Annotated in this window: 14 protein-coding genes; 7 read left to right on the top strand and 7 right to left on the bottom strand. The window is 72.5% G+C overall.

Annotated features, from left to right (window positions below):
- Positions 1-130 precede the first annotated feature (130 nt).
- Complete coding sequence (gene xynC / locus IE239_RS39310; protein ID WP_190154241.1) at positions 131-1,441, top strand: glucuronoarabinoxylan endo-1,4-beta-xylanase XynC; 1,311 nt, start codon at positions 131-133, stop codon at positions 1,439-1,441.
- Positions 1,442-1,875: 434 nt separating this feature from the next.
- Here the strand turns inward: xynC and IE239_RS39305 are convergent, their stop codons facing one another.
- On the bottom strand, positions 1,876-2,439 hold the full coding sequence (locus IE239_RS39305; protein WP_190154240.1) for an MBL fold metallo-hydrolase: 564 nt from the start codon (positions 2,437-2,439) through the stop codon (positions 1,876-1,878).
- 132 nt (positions 2,440-2,571) lie between these two features.
- Positions 2,572-3,183, bottom strand: a complete 612-nt coding sequence (locus tag IE239_RS39300; RefSeq protein WP_190154239.1) for a TetR/AcrR family transcriptional regulator — start codon at positions 3,181-3,183, stop codon at positions 2,572-2,574.
- A 188-nt stretch (positions 3,184-3,371) separates the two neighbouring features.
- Here IE239_RS39300 and IE239_RS39295 point away from each other — a divergent pair, with 188 nt between their 5' ends.
- Both IE239_RS39295 and IE239_RS39290 read left to right on the top strand, forming a co-directional pair.
- Complete coding sequence (locus tag IE239_RS39295; protein ID WP_190154238.1) at positions 3,372-5,027, top strand: amidohydrolase; 1,656 nt, start codon at positions 3,372-3,374, stop codon at positions 5,025-5,027.
- Positions 5,028-5,109: 82 nt separating this feature from the next.
- The gene (locus tag IE239_RS39290; protein ID WP_190154237.1) at positions 5,110-6,597 is read left to right on the top strand and encodes an APC family permease; all 1,488 of its coding nucleotides are present in this window, start codon (positions 5,110-5,112) and stop codon (positions 6,595-6,597) included.
- 238 nt (positions 6,598-6,835) lie between these two features.
- Here the strand turns inward: IE239_RS39290 and IE239_RS39285 are convergent, their stop codons facing one another.
- The gene (locus tag IE239_RS39285; RefSeq protein WP_190154236.1) at positions 6,836-7,240 is read right to left on the bottom strand and encodes an ArsR/SmtB family transcription factor; all 405 of its coding nucleotides are present in this window, start codon (positions 7,238-7,240) and stop codon (positions 6,836-6,838) included.
- 94 nt (positions 7,241-7,334) lie between these two features.
- Here IE239_RS39285 and IE239_RS39280 point away from each other — a divergent pair, with 94 nt between their 5' ends.
- Positions 7,335-9,314, top strand: coding sequence for a heavy metal translocating P-type ATPase (locus tag IE239_RS39280; RefSeq protein WP_190154235.1), 1,980 nt, complete (start codon positions 7,335-7,337; stop codon positions 9,312-9,314).
- 172 nt (positions 9,315-9,486) lie between these two features.
- On the opposite strand, the gene IE239_RS39275 is transcribed toward IE239_RS39280, so the two are convergent.
- From IE239_RS39275 to IE239_RS39260, 4 genes are all read right to left on the bottom strand, one after another.
- Positions 9,487-9,918, bottom strand: a complete 432-nt coding sequence (locus IE239_RS39275) for a cupin domain-containing protein (RefSeq protein ID WP_190154234.1) — start codon at positions 9,916-9,918, stop codon at positions 9,487-9,489.
- A gap of 232 nt (positions 9,919-10,150) precedes the next feature.
- Positions 10,151-10,537 carry a hypothetical protein gene (locus IE239_RS39270; RefSeq protein WP_190154233.1) on the bottom strand — a complete coding sequence of 129 codons (387 nt, stop codon included), beginning with the start codon at positions 10,535-10,537 and terminating at the stop codon, positions 10,151-10,153.
- A gap of 327 nt (positions 10,538-10,864) precedes the next feature.
- Positions 10,865-11,548: an ABC transporter ATP-binding protein gene (locus IE239_RS39265; protein ID WP_190154232.1), complete on the bottom strand. Its 684-nt coding sequence runs from the start codon at positions 11,546-11,548 to the stop codon at positions 10,865-10,867.
- Complete coding sequence (locus tag IE239_RS39260; RefSeq protein ID WP_190154231.1) at positions 11,545-12,633, bottom strand: ABC transporter permease; 1,089 nt, start codon at positions 12,631-12,633, stop codon at positions 11,545-11,547. Before IE239_RS39260 ends, IE239_RS39265 begins: the two co-directional genes overlap by 4 nt.
- A gap of 172 nt (positions 12,634-12,805) precedes the next feature.
- Between IE239_RS39260 and IE239_RS39255 the strand changes: the two genes are divergently transcribed.
- From IE239_RS39255 to IE239_RS39245, 3 genes are all read left to right on the top strand, one after another.
- The gene (locus IE239_RS39255) at positions 12,806-14,026 is read left to right on the top strand and encodes a sensor histidine kinase (protein WP_190154230.1); all 1,221 of its coding nucleotides are present in this window, start codon (positions 12,806-12,808) and stop codon (positions 14,024-14,026) included.
- A complete protein-coding gene (locus tag IE239_RS39250; RefSeq protein ID WP_190154229.1) occupies positions 14,023-14,658 on the top strand; it encodes a response regulator in 636 nt (211 codons plus the stop codon). Before IE239_RS39255 ends, IE239_RS39250 begins: the two co-directional genes overlap by 4 nt.
- A gap of 315 nt (positions 14,659-14,973) precedes the next feature.
- On the top strand, positions 14,974-15,291 hold the full coding sequence (locus tag IE239_RS39245) for a hypothetical protein (RefSeq protein ID WP_190154228.1): 318 nt from the start codon (positions 14,974-14,976) through the stop codon (positions 15,289-15,291).
- The last annotated feature ends 506 nt before the right edge of the window (positions 15,292-15,797 follow it).

The following is a 15,797-nucleotide window of genomic DNA, read 5'->3' as shown; positions in this document are numbered from 1 at the left end:
GCGACATCGGCAGCATCTGGCGCCTCCCGTCGAAAACCGGCACACGTGTGGTTCGTCTGTGAGAGTGGGAGCGCTCCCATGGGCGCGGCAAGGTCCATACAGGGATCAACAGCCAAGAGGAGCAGGGCACATGACACAGAGTCGGAACGAGCCCGTGAGCGAGGAGCGGCGATCGCCGAGCCGCAGGAACGTCCTGGCGGCCATGGGGGCGCTGCCGATCCTCACGGCGGCGACGTCCGTCACCGGAGCGTCCGACGCCGTGGCCGCGACGGCAGCCGCCACGGTGGTCGTCGACGCGTCGGCGCGCCGCCAGACGATCCGGGGTTTCGGAGGCATGAGCCACTCGGCCTGGATCGGGGACCTCACCTCCGCCCAGCGGGACACGGCGTTCGGCGTCGGTGACGGCCGGCTCGGGTTGTCGCTGCTGCGGATTCCCGTCCCCGAGGACCGGTCGGCCTGGGGCAGGGACGTGGCGACGGCGCGCCGCGCGGTCGAGCTCGGCGCGACCGTCATCGCGTCGCCCTGGAACCCGCCCTCTTCCATGGTCGAGACCTTCGTCCGCGGCGGTCAGAGCAATGCGCGGCGGCTGCGGTACTCCATGTACGGGGCCTACGCCCAGCACCTCGACGACTTCACCACGTCCCTGCGGAACAACGGGGTGAACCTGTACGCCATATCGGTGCAGAACGAGCCCGACTACGCGCAGGACTGGACGTGGTGGACCTCCGCCGAGATGGTCCGGTTCCTGCGGGAGAACGCCGGCTCGATCGGTACCAGGGTCATCGCGCCGGAGTCCTTCCAGTACCTCAAGAACATGTCGGACCCGATCCTCAACGACCCGGCGGCGCTCGCCAACGTGGACGTCATCGGCGCCCACCTCTACGGCACGCCGTTCGCGAACTTCCCCTACCCGCTCTTCAAGCAGAAGGGCGCGGGCAAGGAACTCTGGATGACCGAGGTCTACTACCCCAACAGCACGGACTCGGCGGACCTGTGGCCGCAGGCGCTCGACGTGGGGGAGCACATCCACCGCGCGATGGTGGACGCCGAGTTCCAGGCGTACATCTGGTGGTACATCCGGCGCAGCTACGGCCCCATGCGTGAGGACGGCCGGATGAGCAAGCGCGGGGCCTGCATGGCGCACTTCGCCAGGTTCGTCCGACCCGGATACGTGCGGGTCGAGGCGACCGCGAAACCGGCGTCGGACGTCTACGTCTCGGCGTACCGGGGCGGCGCCTCCACGGTCGTGGTGGCCGTCAACAAGGCCGCCTCCGCGGTGAGTCAGCAGTTCACGCTGGTGAACGGCACCGCGTCCAGCGTCTCGTCCTGGGTGACCGACGCGAGCAGGAACGTCGCGTCCCAGGGCACGACCGGTGTGTCGAACGGCGCCTTCACCGTCACGCTTCCCGCGCGCAGCGTGACGACGCTCGTGACGGCCTGATCCGGACGACCGGCTGAACGAGCACCCGGTGGGGAAGGGGCGCTCGGTGCGGGCGAGCGGGCCGGCGTCGAGGAAGCCGACGCGGTCCGTGCGCGCCCGTGACCGCGAGGGCCGCCGGGCCGGGTGTGACCTGTTCCAGCGCATCTGGGGCCGCACCCGGCGTGCCCGGCCGGAAGGCCGTGTCACGCTGCTGATCACCGGCGAGCCGTCGAGCGCGGACGGGCGGACTGGCCGCTGCCCTGGACGGCGGCCGGCCCCGTCAGGAGGGACGCCGGGACGCGCGGGACCCGGCGGTTCCGTCCGCCCGCTCACCGCCGGGACGTCCGCGCGGTGGACACCCCGTGCGGGGCGGCCGGAAGACGCGGCAGGGCCGTCCGGCCGCACTGCCGAGAAGCCCGGACCGCCGGCGACGGGGACGCCACGTCACCGGCGGGTCAGACGGGTGTGGCGGGCGAGGGGGCGAAGGGCGCGCCGTGGCCCGGCACGATCAGGGCGGGGCCCAGGGCCAGAACTCTCTCCCGGGCCGCGCGCAGCCGGTCGCGGTCGGGGGCGAAGGGGTCGTCGGCCGGGCCTTCGGCGGCCCACCACAGGTGGGTGAGGACCACGAGCCCCTGGTCCGTGGCGGCGAGCGTGCTGATGTCCTCGGCGGTGTGGCCGGGAGTCGCCATGAGGGCGATGGACGGGGAGAGCGCGTAGCCGTCGGCGTCCCGGTCCTCCCAGATGTCGTCGCGGTAGATGGCCATGTGGTCGTGGAAACGGGCTTCCGGGAAGAGGGCGGCGTTCAGGGTGTGGTCCGGGTGGTGATGGCTGAACACCACGTCGGTCACCTCCCCGGGCGCGAATCCGAGCTCGGCGAGCGGGTCGAGGATGAGCCGGCGGTCGGCGACCATGCCGGGATCGACGACGGCCACGGTGTGGCCCTCGGTGAGCAGGGAGACGGTGCCGGCGACACGGTCGTTGGCGTAACCGGTGGTCAGGACGTGGAACGTGGCGGGCATGAGCGGCTCCTGGGATCTGGTCGTCGTGCGGGAAGCGCGCGAAGCGCGAGGGCTCGTGGTGCGGGGCGGCTTGCGTGTCCGTGCGGGGCTGCGTGGCCGGTGTGTGCCTGGTGCGCGGCTGAGCGGGCTTCCTCAGGGGGCGAGCAGGTCACGGAAGCCGGTGAGCAGGGCGCGCAGGCCGATGTCGAAGGCGCGCGCCGCCCGGCCGGGGTCCGCGGGCGTGTGCTCGAGGACGCTGCTGAGGTGCGGTGCGGTGTCGCGGGAGACGTCGGAGAGCATCACGGAAGGCGCCACCAGATCGAGCGCGGAGCCGAGGACGAAGCTCTCCAGGGCGGTGATCACGGGCAGGACCTTGTCGGCGGTGAATCCACCCGAGACCAGGAGTGCCGCGACCTTCTCGTACATGGCGTGCATGAAGGGTTCGGCCAGCGGTGCGGTGGCCAGCAGGGGGACCGCACCGGGGTGGGCGGCGAAGGCGGAGAGATACGTCCGTGCCCAGTCCTCCAGGCCGCTCTCCCACGGCTGCGCCCAGACCTTGTCGGCGCCGGTCGTGCGGACGAGCTCCTCGCGCATGAGGGAGATGATCTCGTCCCGCCCGGACACGTGGTGGTAGAGCGCGGAGGGCGCCACGCCGAGAGCTCTGGCGAGGGCGGGGATGGTCAGGGCGCCCTTCTCGTCGGCCAGTGTCAGTGCCGCGGCGCCGATGCGCCGACGATCGAGCAGGGGGGTGCGTGGCCGTCCCACGGTCGCTCCTCGTTGTTGGGGCGCGGGCTCGAGCCTGTCGAAGCACCCGCGCCTCGGCCGTGACCCAGACGTTACCGAATGTCTTTCAGTAAAACTCTTCCCGACCACTGCGGGCGAGGCTTACGTTAGCCGGAAACCGAACGCCATTCAATTAGATGGCGGGCCGAGCGAAGGGCATCGTCAGACCCATGCACGCCGACATCGTCTTCACCGGTGGGATCGTCCGGACCGGGTCTGCGAACGGCCCCGTCCATGACGCGCTCGCCGTCGTCGACGGCCGGATCAGCGCCCTGGGGGCGGCTGCACTGGCCGCCCGTGGTCCCCGCACCACCGTCGTGGATCTGGCCGGCGGCGCCCTGCTGCCCGCCTTCGGCGACAGCCATGTGCATCCGGTCATGGGCGGGCTCGGACTCCACGGTGTCCCGGTCCGCGACCGCGCAAGCGTGGAGGACGTCGTCGAGGCCGTACGGCGCTGGGCCGACGAGCACCCCGACGCCGAGTGGATCACCGGCGACGGCTTCGACCCGTGGCTCGCGCCCGACGGCCGGTTCGACGCCCGCCGACTGGACGCCGCGGTCGCCGACCGGCCGGTGGTGCTGCGCACGACGGACCACCACACGGCCTGGGTGAACAGCGAGGCGCTGCGCCGGGCCGGCTACACGGCGGAGACCCCCGACCCCGTCGGCGGGGAGATCCTGCGCCGGGACGGCTCCGCCCAGCCGCTGGGCACGCTGCGCGAGTTCGGCGCCCTGAACCCCGTGTTCGCCCTGATCCCCCCGGCGTCCCACGAGGCGCAGGTGGCCGCGCTGCGCGAAGCCGCAGCCCGCTTCGCCGCGGCCGGCGTGACGTGGGTGCAGGACGCCTGGGTCGAGCCGCACCACGCCGACGTCTGGATGGCCGCCGCCACCACGGGGCCGGGTCTGCCCGTCCGCGCGGATCTCGCCTTCATCCTGGAACCCGACGGCTGGCGCGAGCGGATCGCCCGGTTCGCGGCCGACCGGGAGCGGGTGGAGAGCGCGGCCCCCGGGCTGCTCACCGCCCGCAGCGTGAAGTTCTTCGCCGACGGTGTGATCGAGTCCGGCACCGCAGCCCTGCTGGAGCCGTACACCGACTGCCCGCACTCGCACGGCATCGCCAACTGGTCGCTCGGCGAACTCGCCGAGGCCGTCACCGCCGTGGACGCGCTCGGATTCCGGCCCCACATCCACGCCATCGGCGACGGCGGGGTCCGCACCGCCCTCGACGCCATCGAGGCCGCCGCCCGGTCCAACGGCCCCCGCGACCGGCGCCCCGTCATCGCCCACGCCCAGCTGATCCACCCCGCGGACCTGCCCCGCTTCGCCGCCCTCGGGGCGATCGCGAGCATCCAGCCGCTGTGGGCTCAGCGGGACCCCCTGATGACCGAGCTCACGCTGCCGAGGATCGGCCCCGAGCGGGGCGGGCGGCAGTACCAGATCGCCGCCATGGCCGCCTCCGGCGCCCGGATCTCCTTCGGCAGCGACTGGCCGGTCACCGCCTACGAGCCACTGCGGGGCATCGCCACCGCAGTGACCCGCCAGACGCCCGACGGGACCCCCGAGGGCGGCTGGCTCCCCGAGGAGCGGATCGACGTCGAGACCGCTCTGACCGCCTACTCCGCGGGATGCGCCCATCAGGCGTTCGAGGAGGAGGAATGGGGCGCCCTGCGCCCCGGAATGCGCGCCGACCTGGTGCACCTCGCCGCCGACCCGGTCGAGACCGCACCCGCCGCTCTCGCGGGCCTGCCCGTCCTGGGCACCTGGCTCGGCGGCCGGCGCACCCACGGAACCGGCGCTTCCGGATACGTGCCCGCCGCGAGAGGATAGACGTCCGTTGTCGCCTCGACCGGCCCGCGTGCCCGGGACGCCGCGCTCGCACCCTCGATCACACGATCACGCGGAGACCTTCATGACCGACTTCCACGCTCACACCGCAGCCCAGCGACCTCCGTCGCCCCAGCCCGCGGGGTCCGAAGCGGCCTCCCACCTCCAGCGCGGCACCCTCGGCGTCGCCGACATCGTCTTCTTCGTCGCCGCCGCGGCCGCACCGCTCACCGTGATGGCCGGTGTCGCCCCCCTCGCCATCCTCTTCGGCGGCATCGGCGCCCCGGCCGCCTACGTGGGGGTCGGCGTGCTGCTGTGTCTGTTCGCGGTCGGCTTCACCGCCATGACGCCGTACATCCGCAACACCGGAGCGTTCTACGCCTACATCGCCCGAGGACTCGGCCGCCCGGCCGGCCTCGGTGCGGCACTGCTCGCCCTGTTCTCCTACAACGCCCTGCAGATCGGCCTGTTCGGCGCCTTCGGCTTCTTCTCCGCCGCCACCATGAACGATCTCCTCGGCGTCGACCTGCCCTGGCCGGTGTACGCCTTCGCGGGCATCGCCGTCGTCTGGTTCCTCGGCTTCCGTTCGATCAACTTCGGCGCCAAGGTCCTGGCCGTCCTCCTCGTCATCGAGACCGCGATCCTGCTGCTGCTCGCCGTCGCGATCCTCGTCAAGGGCGGGGCGGACGGTCTGACCCTGGACTCCTTCACCCCCGCGCACATGTTCACGTCGCAGATGAGCGGCCCGCTGGGTCTCGCCGTCGCCGCTTTCATCGGTTTCGAGGCCACCGCCATCTACCGCGAGGAGGCCCGTGACCCCGACCGGACCGTGCCCCGGGCGACCTACCTGGCGGTGGGCTTCCTCGGCCTGTTCTACACCTTCATCGTCTGGGTCATCATCCAGGCCTTCGGCAGCGACCAGGTGGTCGGGGCGGCCGCGCAGAACCCGGCCGAGATGTTCTTCACGGCCATGACCCGCTATGTCGGCGGCTGGGCCAGCGACCTGCAGCGCGTCCTGATCGTGACCAGCCTGCTGGCCGCGCTGCTCTCCTTCCACAACGCCATCACCCGCTACGCCTACGCGCTCTCCGCCGAGAAGGTGACCCCCGCCGCCCTGGGCCGGATCCACCCCCGGCACGGCTCGCCGTGGATCGCCGGGATCGCGCAGAGTGCCCTGGCCGTCGTGGTCGTCACCGTCTTCGCCGTGGTCGGTGTCCACCCCTACAACCAGTTCTTCCTCTGGGTGAACACTCCCGGTGTGGTCGGCATCCTGGCCCTGCAGGCCCTGGCCGCCTTCGCCGTGGTGGCGTTCTTCCGTCGCAACCCCGGCACGCGCGGTGAGGGACGCCTGCGCACCCTGGTCGCACCGGCCGCCGCCGGCATTCTCCTCGCGGTGACCACGGGGCTGGTCTGCAAGCGTCTCGACCTGTTCACCGGCGCCGGCCCTGCCGTCAACTGGTCGCTCGCCGCGCTCACCCCGGTCGTGTTCCTGACCGGCGTGTTCGTCGCCCTTCGCGTCCGCCGCAGGAGGCCCGACGTCTACGCCAGGCTCGCCACCACCGACATCGGCTGATCGCCGGCCCGGACCCCGTGCCCGAAGGCGGCGCCCCGCCGCCGGCGGACCACGGGGTGACATGCCGGCCCTCGCGTCATCGTCGGGGCAGGCGGCTGGTGAGTGGGGCCTTCCCGGCGTCGAAGGATGCTCGCTCGTCGAGCCGCTCCCGGTGCTCCACGGCCGTCCCGTCGGCGTCGCGCCGGACGCCGATCGAGCGCATCGCCACCGGGATGCGTGCGCCCGCGGCGCGGGCCGGTCAGCGCGCGGCAGGCCCGGCGGCGACCGGTTCCTGGGCGGGGGCGGCCGCCGGGGTGTCCTGGATCCCCAGCCGAAGGTGTTCGACGTGATACAGGGCCTGGTCGAGAAGTTCGGCGACGTGGTTGTCATAGAGGGCGTAGACGATGGAGCGGCCGTGGCGTTCGCCGGTGACCAGGCCGAGATTGCGCAGGAGCCGCAGCTGGTGGGAGCAGGCGGAGGCTTCCATGCCCACGGCGTCGGCGAGGTCCCCGACCGAGCAGGGCCCGTCCTGGAGTCGGGCCAGGATGTGCAGCCGTGAGGGCGTCGCGAGGGCCTGAAGGGTCGCGGCGACGTCGGCGGCCCCGACGCTTTCGAGGCGCTCGCGGGTGGTGGCGCTGCTGGCGGTGTCGGTTCCGTGGCCCATGCCGTCATCATAGCCGTGACATCTGAAGACCTGTTCAGATGTTCCTGTATGGTGGGCGTCGTCGCCTCCTCCGCCCGTGAAGGGTTGTTTTGTCATGCCTTCTGTCCTCGGACTACGGCCGGTGCCCGCGGTCGCCGCAACGCTCCCGGAACCGCCCCGGCGCCGTACCCGGGTGCTGGCGCTCCCGGAGGCCCGAGGGGCTCTGGCGGCACTCGTCCTGTTCCTGGCGGCCCTCCCGCTCAAGCTGGTCGACGCCCCGGTGTGGACGTGGGCGCCGCTGTTCGCCGCCACCTACGTCATCGGCGGCTGGGAGCCGGGCCGGGAGGGACTGAAGGCCCTCAGGCACAGGACCTTGGACGTGGATCTGCTCATGGTCGTGGCCGCCCTCGGCGCCGCCGCGGTCGGACAGGTCCTGGACGGGGCGCTGCTGATCGTCATCTTCGCGACGTCCGGCGCCCTGGAAGCCGTCGCGACCGCCCGCACCGCGGACTCCGTACGCGGCCTGCTCGACCTCGCGCCCTCGACCGCGACCCGGCTCCTGCCGGACGGCCGGGAGGAGACGGTCGCGGCGGAGGACCTGACGATCGGGGACACCGTCCTGGTGCGGCCCGGCGAGAGGGTCGGCGCCGACGGCCGGGTGCTGGACGGCGAGAGCGACGTCGACCAGGCCACCGTCACCGGCGAAGCGATGCCGGTGGCGAAGCGGTCCGGGGACGAGGTGTTCGCCGGCGCCGTCAACGGCTCCGGCGCCCTGCGCGTCCGCGTCGAGCGCGATCCGGCGGACTCGGTGATCGCCCGAATCGTGAAGATGGTCGAGGAGGCGTCCGGGACCAAGGCGCCCACCCAGCTGTTCATCGAGAAGATCGAGCAGCGGTACTCGATCGGCATGGTCGCCGCGACCGTCGCCGTCTTCGCGGTCCCGCTCGCCCTCGGCGCCGCGCTCGAGCCGGCGCTGCTGCGGGCGATGACCTTCATGATCGTCGCCTCACCGTGCGCGGTGGTGCTGTCCACAATGCCGCCGTTGCTCTCGGCCATCGCCAACGCCGGCCGTCACGGTGTCCTCGCGAAGTCCGCCGTCGTGATGGAGCGCCTGGGTCAGGTCGACGCGGTCGCCCTGGACAAGACCGGCACCCTGACCGAGGGCACGCCCCGCGTCACCGACGTCCTGACCCTGCCCGGAGCCCGGATGGACGAGGGCGGTCTGCTGACGCTGGCCGCGGCGGCCGAGCATCCCAGCGAGCACCCGATCGCCCGCGCCGTCGTCCGGGCCGCCCGCGAAAGCGGCCTGGCCGTGTCGCCCTGGGAGGTGGTGGACTTCGCCTCCGTACCGGGTCAGGGTGTCACCGCCGTCGTCGGCGGGCGGAGCGTCCAGGTCGGTTCTCCGGCCCGCCTCACCCACACCGGCGGCCCGCAGGCGGGCAGCGCGGTGCGGAACCTGGAAGACCAGGGCCGCACCGTGGTCCTCGTCCTGTGCGACGGCGTGCCCGCAGGGGTGCTGGGGATCTCCGACCGGCTCCGCCCCGACGCCCGGGCCACCGTGACCGCGCTCACCGGGCTGACCGGCCGCACCCCGGTCCTGCTGACCGGCGACAACGAGCGTGCGGCCCGCCACCTCGCCGCGGAGGTCGGCATCACCGACGTCCGTGCCGGACTCCTGCCCCAGGACAAGGTGGCCGCCGTGCGGGAGTGGGAGAGCCAGGGGCTCCGGGTGCTGGTGGTCGGCGACGGCGTCAACGACGCCCCCGCCCTGGCCGCCGCGCACACCGGCGTCGCGATGGGCAAGGCGGGCGCAGACCTCGCCCGGGAGACCGCCGACGCCGTCGTCGTACGCGACGAACTGGCCACGATCCCCGCCGTGGTGGCCCTCTCCCGACGGGCCCGGCGCCTCGTCGTGCAGAACCTGCTGATCGCCGGGATCTTCATCACGACCCTGGTGGTCTGGGACCTCGCCGCCGCTCTTCCGTTGCCGCTCGGCGTCGCCGGACACGAAGGCTCGACCGTCGTCGTCGGCCTCAACGGACTGCGTCTGCTGCGGGAAGCCGCCTGGCCTCGCCCCGCCACGGGCAGGCGATGACGAGGCGCACCCGCCGCGCCGGCGCTTCGACCGGGCAGCAGACGCGTGCTGCACCCGGCAGAGGTCAAGAGATCTTCCCGGGCGGGACGTGGGCGACGGGGAAGGCGGGCATCGGCTCGGGCGAGCGCCGTGTCGGCGGCCCTTCCCGCCGCCGGTCGCCTTCCCGGCGGTGTCACAGCATTTCGAAGTCCTCGTACTCGAAGCCGGGAGCGACGACGCAGGACACCAGGACCGGCTGGTCGCCGGCTGGTCGCGCGGTCTGCCAGACTCCTGCCGGCACGAGGAACTGCGGCTGCTGCCCACATTCGACGTCGGGTCCCACCACGGCGACGGACGCTTCCCGCGGCTCTGCCGCGTCGCCGCCGAGCCGCAGCGTCAGCGGGCCGCCTCGATGCCACAGCCACAGTTCGTCGGAACGCACCCGGTGCCAGCGGGACACCTCGCCGGGGTGCAGGAGGAAGTAGATGGCGGTCGCGAAGGCGCGCGGTCCCGCGTAGCCGTCGGGGACCGCCGTCGGCCCGGTCCGCCACGTTCGCCGGAACCACCCGCCCTCGGGATGCGGCTCCAGGCCGAGACGCGTCACCAGCTCGGAAATCTCACTCATGAGCACACATGCTGGTACACGACGCCCGCTGGACGGCACCACGCACGAAGCGGGACGGACACATCCCGCCGGCTGTTCTCCTGCGACCGGAAGGTCGGCGACCGCGTGACGGCGTCCCGCGTGTGCGGCGAACGCGAAGCCCTCCGCGTGCAGCGGCGGCTGAGGGCCGGGACCCCGGCGCGCTGCGCAGGAGCCTCGGCCCTCAGCCCTCGGCGGTCAGCCGGCGTGGCTGTCAGTTACGGGTCCAGCCCGCGGTGCCGACCCAGACGGTCTGCCTGTTGCGGGTCGGGACGACGTCGTAGCGCGCCACGGTCTGGTAGTAACCCCCGTTGGGCCGCTTGCAGAACAGGTTGCCGATGACGGTGTTGCGCTGACCCAGCGCCACCTTGCCGTAGACCAGATCGTCGCCCATGTCCCAGTTGGTGCTCCAGTGGTCCGTGTAGGCCTGGATCCCCTTGACGGTGGCGTTCGGGCAGTTCCCGAGCCACTTCGGGAAGGAGATGTACACCCAGCCGTAGCTCGCCGCCTGCGCGGTGCCTTGCGTGGCGGCCACCCCGCTGATGGCCAGTCCCAGCACCGACAGCGCCACGGAGAGCTTCTTGAGCCTCGTCTTGAACACGTACCCGCCCCACCTTGTCGTCGTCTTGTCGTCGTCTGTCGTCCAGGAGCCGTGAACCCGAGCGGATCACGGCTCACGAGCCCGATCATGTGAGCCCGTCGGGCCGTAGGGGGAAGCGCGCGGCAATCAATAGTCATTTATGACGACAGGTTCTATTTACCGTCGAACCGGGAGGTTCCTTTCGTGCGGGGCGTTCGTTCCCACCCGGAGATTTCGTGGCACGCCACGACAGGGTCGCTTCGTGAACCGCGCCGAGCCGCACCGGCCACAGCACGGGCCACTGCATGGGTCGTCCGGCGAGGCGGATGACGACATGGGGTGAGGCCTTCAGGGGTTCGACGCGCGCAGGAGGAGGCGGCCGTCGTGGACTTCGGCGACACGGTCGACGGCGCTGAGGTGCGTGTGATCGTGGGTGACCACCACGGTGGCGGTTGCCTGCCGACGGGTGAGGCGGGCGATCAGGCCGATGACGGCGCCGCCGCTTTCATGGTCGAGGGCGCTGGTGGGTTCGTCCACCAGGAGGAGGGCGGGGTCGTTCATCAGCGCACGGGCGATGTTGACGCGCTGGCGCTGGCCGCCGGAGAGCTGGTGCGGGCGACGCCCGGACCGCCCTGCCAGGCCGACCGCGTCGAGGAGCTCCATCGCCCGGCTCCGGGCGCTGCGGGGATTGCGCCCGTCGATCAGAGCCATGACCTGCAGTTGCTCGACGGCCGTGAGGGACGGCAGCAGGTTCGGCTGCTGGAAGGCGATGCCGATCTTGCGGCGACGCAGTTCGGTCAGCGCACCGGGGGACAGGCCGGTGACGGGGGCGCCGTCGATGGTGACGGTGCCGGAGTCCGGGCGGATCAGGGTGGCCGCGACGGCCAGCAGGCTGGACTTGCCCGAGCCGGAAGGTCCGACCACGGCTGTCAGGCTGCCCTTGGGGACTTCCAGGCTGACCTGCCTGAGGGCCGTCAAACGGGAGTCGCCGTCCGGATAGGTGAGGGTGACATCGGTCAGCTTCAGGCTCATCGTGCGCTCCCCAGAGCGGTCAGCGGGTCGACGGAGGTGATGCGGCGGACCGCCAGGACGGCTCCCGACATGCCGAGGAGGATCGTCACCGTGGCCGGGAGCAGGACGGTGGCGGGCGTGAGGAGGAACGGCACGGCCGAGCCGGCCACGAGAACGCCCAGGGCGGCGGCGATGCCGGTGCCGAGCAGAGTGCCGCCCGCGAGGAGGACGACCGCCTGGCCGAGGGCGTCCTTGAGGAGGCCGGCGGTGGAGGCGCCCAGGGCCTTGAGGACGGCGACGTCGCCGCTGCGCTGGACGGTCCAGACGGTGAAGAAGGCCCCGATGACGAGTGCGGAGATGACGAACAGGAAGCCGCGCATCAGCTGCAGGGAGCCGTTTTCGGAGGTGTAGGAGCCGATCGCGGACAGCGACTCCTCGGTGGAGACCGTCCTGGTTCCGGCCTGCTCGTCGGTGGCCTCCGTGTCGGCCCCGGAAGTGGTGCTCAGGGCGATGACGGTGGCCGTCGGGCCCTCCTCGACGCCGGTGGGCGGCGCGGTCTTCCGCCAGACGTCCAGACTGGTCCAGACGACAGGGGTGTGGCTGAAGGAGGCGTCGCCCCTGACAGCGGCCACGGTCAGGCGCCGGCCCGCCAGGGCGAGGGAGTCGCCGGCCCTCACACCGAGGCCGGCGGCGGCCGCGGTGGACAGCACCACCGCACTGTCGCTGATCCGGTCGCTGTCCGGGGCGAGGCGGGAACCCGGCCGGACGCCGAAGGCCGAGAGACCGGTGGTCCTCTCCCCGGCGGATGCCCTGGTCGTGGTGATCCCCAGCGGCTCGGCGCTTTCGACGCCCGGCGCCTCGGACCACCGCTCCCACTGCGCTTCGGTGACGGTGGAGTCCGAGTACGACAGCCCCTGACCGCCGCCGGGGGCCTGGAACGCGATCTTGTCGGCGGGCAGTCCCGATATGGCCGAGGTGCTCTGCCGGCCCAGACCGGCCGTCAGCCCGGACAGCAGCCCGACCAGCAGGGTGATCAGTACGATGACGGTCCCCATCAGGGCGAAGCGCCCCTTGGCGAACCTCAGATCTCTCCAGGCGACGAACACGGTTTCGGCCTGTCCTCTCCGACGGTGGAAACGGTACGGCTCCACCGTCGCGGCCGGCCCCCTGTGCGCGCGTCCGGCACAGGACTGCACTTCACGGGCCGCAAGGAGGCGTCCGGGTTCCATCTTTCGATGGAGGTCCCGGGGCGGCGGTCTCCGTAACCTGGGACGCACTGTGAACACCGTTGCCCCCGCCCTCACCCCCACCACCCGTGCCCTGACCCGGTGCCTGCACCTGCTCGTCGTCGGCCTGCTCGCCCTGACCGCCGGCCGGGCCGTGGCCGACGGCCGGCCCCACGCCGTGTCGACCGCCGTCGCCGCAGCGGCGTGCGGCCTGGTGTACGCGACCGGATCCCTCCTGCGGCGCATCCGCCGCTCGCGGCGGGCCGCCGCGCTGTGGCTGACCGTCGTGGGCGGGCTGTGGCTGGTGCTGCTCGCGCTTTCCCCCGACGCGGTGTGGGTGGCCTTCCCGCTGTATTTCCTCCAGATGCACCTGCTGCCCCGCCGCGCGGGGCTGGTGGCCGTGGGCGCGACCGCCGTCGCGGCCGTCGCGGGCTTCGCCGCTCACCAGCACTCCTTCCGCCCCGCCATGGCCATCGGTCCCGGGCTCGGCGCCGCCGTCGCGGTCGCCGTGGTCTGGGGGTACCAGGCCCTGTACCGGGAGAGCGAACACCGCCGCGCTCTGATCGAGGAGCTCACAGCCACCCGCGCCGACCTGGCCGCCGCCCAGCACACCGCCGGCGTGCTCGCCGAACGCGACCGCCTGGCCCGCGAGATCCACGACACCCTCGCCCAGGGTCTCTCCAGCATCCAACTGCTGCTGCGCGCCGCCGAACGGGCGCTGCCCCGGTCGCCGGAGAACGCGGCCCGCCATGTGGAACAGGCGCGGCAGGCCGCCGTCGACAACCTCGCCGAGGCCCGCCGGTTCGTCGCCGCTCTGACCCCGCCCACGCTGGAAGGCAGCACCCTGGCCCGAGCCCTGGAACGCCTGTGCGCCACCGCGCACGCCCGGCACCGGATCGCCGCACGCTTCCACCTCACCGGCGACCCCGCGCCGCTCGCGGCCGCACACGAGGTCGCGCTGCTGCGCATCGCCCAGTCCGCCCTCGCCAACACCGTCCACCATGCCGGGGCCACCACCGCCGACGTCACGCTGAGCTACCACGGAGACCACGTCGCCCTCGACGTCGTGGACGACGGACGGGGCTTCGATCCTGCCCTCCTGCCGGCCCCCGACCCCGCGGCCGGAGGGTTCGGGCTGGTCGCGATGCGCGCCCGCGCCCAGGCCCTCGGCGGCACTCTGGCCGTAGCGTCCACCCCCGGCCACGGCACCGCCCTGGCCGCCCAGCTGCCCCTCGTCCCCTCGGCGGGGACCGAGCCGGAGGCCCGCCCGTGAGTCACGCTCCGATCAGCCTGCTCCTGGCCGACGACCATCCCGTCGTCCGGGCGGGGCTGCGCGCCGTGCTGGAAACCGAACCCGGCCTCGTCGTCGTGGCCGAAGCCGCCACCGCCGAGGACGCCGTCACCCGCGCCGCCGAGGGAGACATCGACGTGGTGCTGATGGACCTGCGGTTCGGCAAGGGAATGGGCGGCGCCGAAGCCACCGCCCGGATCACCGCGCGGCCGGGAGCCCCACGCGTGCTGATCGTCACCACCTATGACTCCGACGCCGACATCCTGCCCGCGATCGAGGCAGGCGCCACCGGCTACCTCCTCAAGGACGCCCCGCCCGAGGACCTCGCCGCCGCCGTACGCACAGCAGCCGACGGACGTACCACGCTGGCGCCCACGGTCGCCGACCGGCTGATGAACCGGCTGCGTACGCCCGGCACCGCCCTGACCCGGCGCGAGACCGAAGTCCTCGCCCTGGTCGCCGAGGGTCTGTCCAACCAGGCCGTCGGCGACCGCCTCCATCTGACCGAAGGAACGGTCAAGTCCCACCTGGCCCGCATCTACGCCAAGCTCGACGTCGACTCACGCACCGCCGCCGTGGCCGCGGCAACCGGCCTCGGCATCATCCGCCGCTGATCCGGTCCACGGACGGGACATGGACGACTGCCGGTCGGCGAAGACCGGCCGAGCGAGAGCACCGCGCCGACCAACTCGCGTTCCCTAGACGGGCTTGAGTGAGTGTCAGGTCCATCATGCCTGTTCGGAGGCGGTTTTCGGTAGGACGCAGCGCACGTCCGTTCGGCCTTGTCGCCGTTGGCGCCGCGCGCCAGACTCGTCGTCATCCACTCTCCGGCCGACGTGCCGGCAACCGTTCCCGGCTGCCGGCGCGTTCGCCGTGCTGTCTCGCCGTGTGACGTGCACCGGCCGGGAGTGACGCGACGAAGGGGATCGATGGATCAGGACATGATGGTGTCGGCCAGGGTCAGGCTGCTGAGTGCCAACCGGCGCGTGGTGCGCGGTGCGGAGGGGCTGTGGATCTACCGTCTGCTGACACAGGTCGAGCCGGAGACGTACGGGTCGAAGCTGGCGTACGTCCTGGTGGAGGCGAGCGCGTCGCCTCTGCTGCGGGAGTTGCCCGAGCGGCGGTCGGCCCTGTTGGACGAGGCCGTGGAAGTGACGAAGGCCCTCGGTACGTCGAACCCCTACCGGGCGAAGATGCTGAGGAGGGCCATGGCCGCCAGGCAGCGGGAACGGGACGGCCGATCGTGACCGGCGCCGGAACCCGCCGCCGTCCGAGCAGGGGGCTGCGGATCCCGAACGCGGTCAGCGGCACGTCCGAAGCACGCTGACCCCACTCGGTGAGTCCACCGACGCTCCTCGCTCCCGGGACGACCGCGAGCCGCACACCAGCAGGATCGCCGTGAAGGAGTACCAGGGGCCCCACCAGGGCCCTGTTCGCTCCCGATCGCAGTCCTCGCCGGTCTGGCGTGTAGTGGCTATGGACATGACAGGCCTGTGCCCTCTTGAATGCCAGGGCAAGATCAGCGCCGCCCTCAGTTCCCCCTCAGGTGCCCCCGGCACCCCCCCACACGCGCCCTCGGGCGCCTCTTTCAGGAGACCGAAGACACTGATGAGTCGGATACGGCAGCACGTCCGAGGTTCCCGTCTCGCCACCGCGGGCATCGCCGCCACCACGGCCACACTGCTGGCCGCCGTACTGTCCCCGGCCGCCGGCGCGGCCGGCAGACCCACCCGGGCGACCGCGCTCGACCACG

Origin of the sequence: Streptomyces humidus, from assembly GCF_014649655.1 — a bacterium.
GTDB lineage: Bacteria > Actinomycetota > Actinomycetes > Streptomycetales > Streptomycetaceae > Streptomyces > Streptomyces humidus.
The sequence above is the reverse complement of the archived record's forward strand: the minus strand, read 5'-3'. Positions and strand labels throughout refer to the sequence as shown.

What these genes read in the sequence shown, in the direction of transcription:
- xynC (WP_190154241.1), top strand. Translation starts at nt 131, where the DNA reads ATGACACAGAGTCGGAACGAGCCCGTGAGCGAGGAGCGGCGATCGCCG.
- IE239_RS39305 (WP_190154240.1), bottom strand. Translation starts at nt 2,439, where the DNA reads ATGCCCGCCACGTTCCACGTCCTGACCACCGGTTACGCCAACGACCGT.
- IE239_RS39295 (WP_190154238.1), top strand. Translation starts at nt 3,372, where the DNA reads ATGCACGCCGACATCGTCTTCACCGGTGGGATCGTCCGGACCGGGTCT.
- IE239_RS39290 (WP_190154237.1), top strand. Translation starts at nt 5,110, where the DNA reads ATGACCGACTTCCACGCTCACACCGCAGCCCAGCGACCTCCGTCGCCC.
- IE239_RS39285 (WP_190154236.1), bottom strand. Translation starts at nt 7,240, where the DNA reads ATGGGCCACGGAACCGACACCGCCAGCAGCGCCACCACCCGCGAGCGC.
- IE239_RS39280 (WP_190154235.1), top strand. Translation starts at nt 7,335, where the DNA reads ATGCCTTCTGTCCTCGGACTACGGCCGGTGCCCGCGGTCGCCGCAACG.
- IE239_RS39275 (WP_190154234.1), bottom strand. Translation starts at nt 9,918, where the DNA reads ATGAGTGAGATTTCCGAGCTGGTGACGCGTCTCGGCCTGGAGCCGCAT.
- IE239_RS39265 (WP_190154232.1), bottom strand. Translation starts at nt 11,548, where the DNA reads ATGAGCCTGAAGCTGACCGATGTCACCCTCACCTATCCGGACGGCGAC.
- IE239_RS39245 (WP_190154228.1), top strand. Translation starts at nt 14,974, where the DNA reads ATGGATCAGGACATGATGGTGTCGGCCAGGGTCAGGCTGCTGAGTGCC.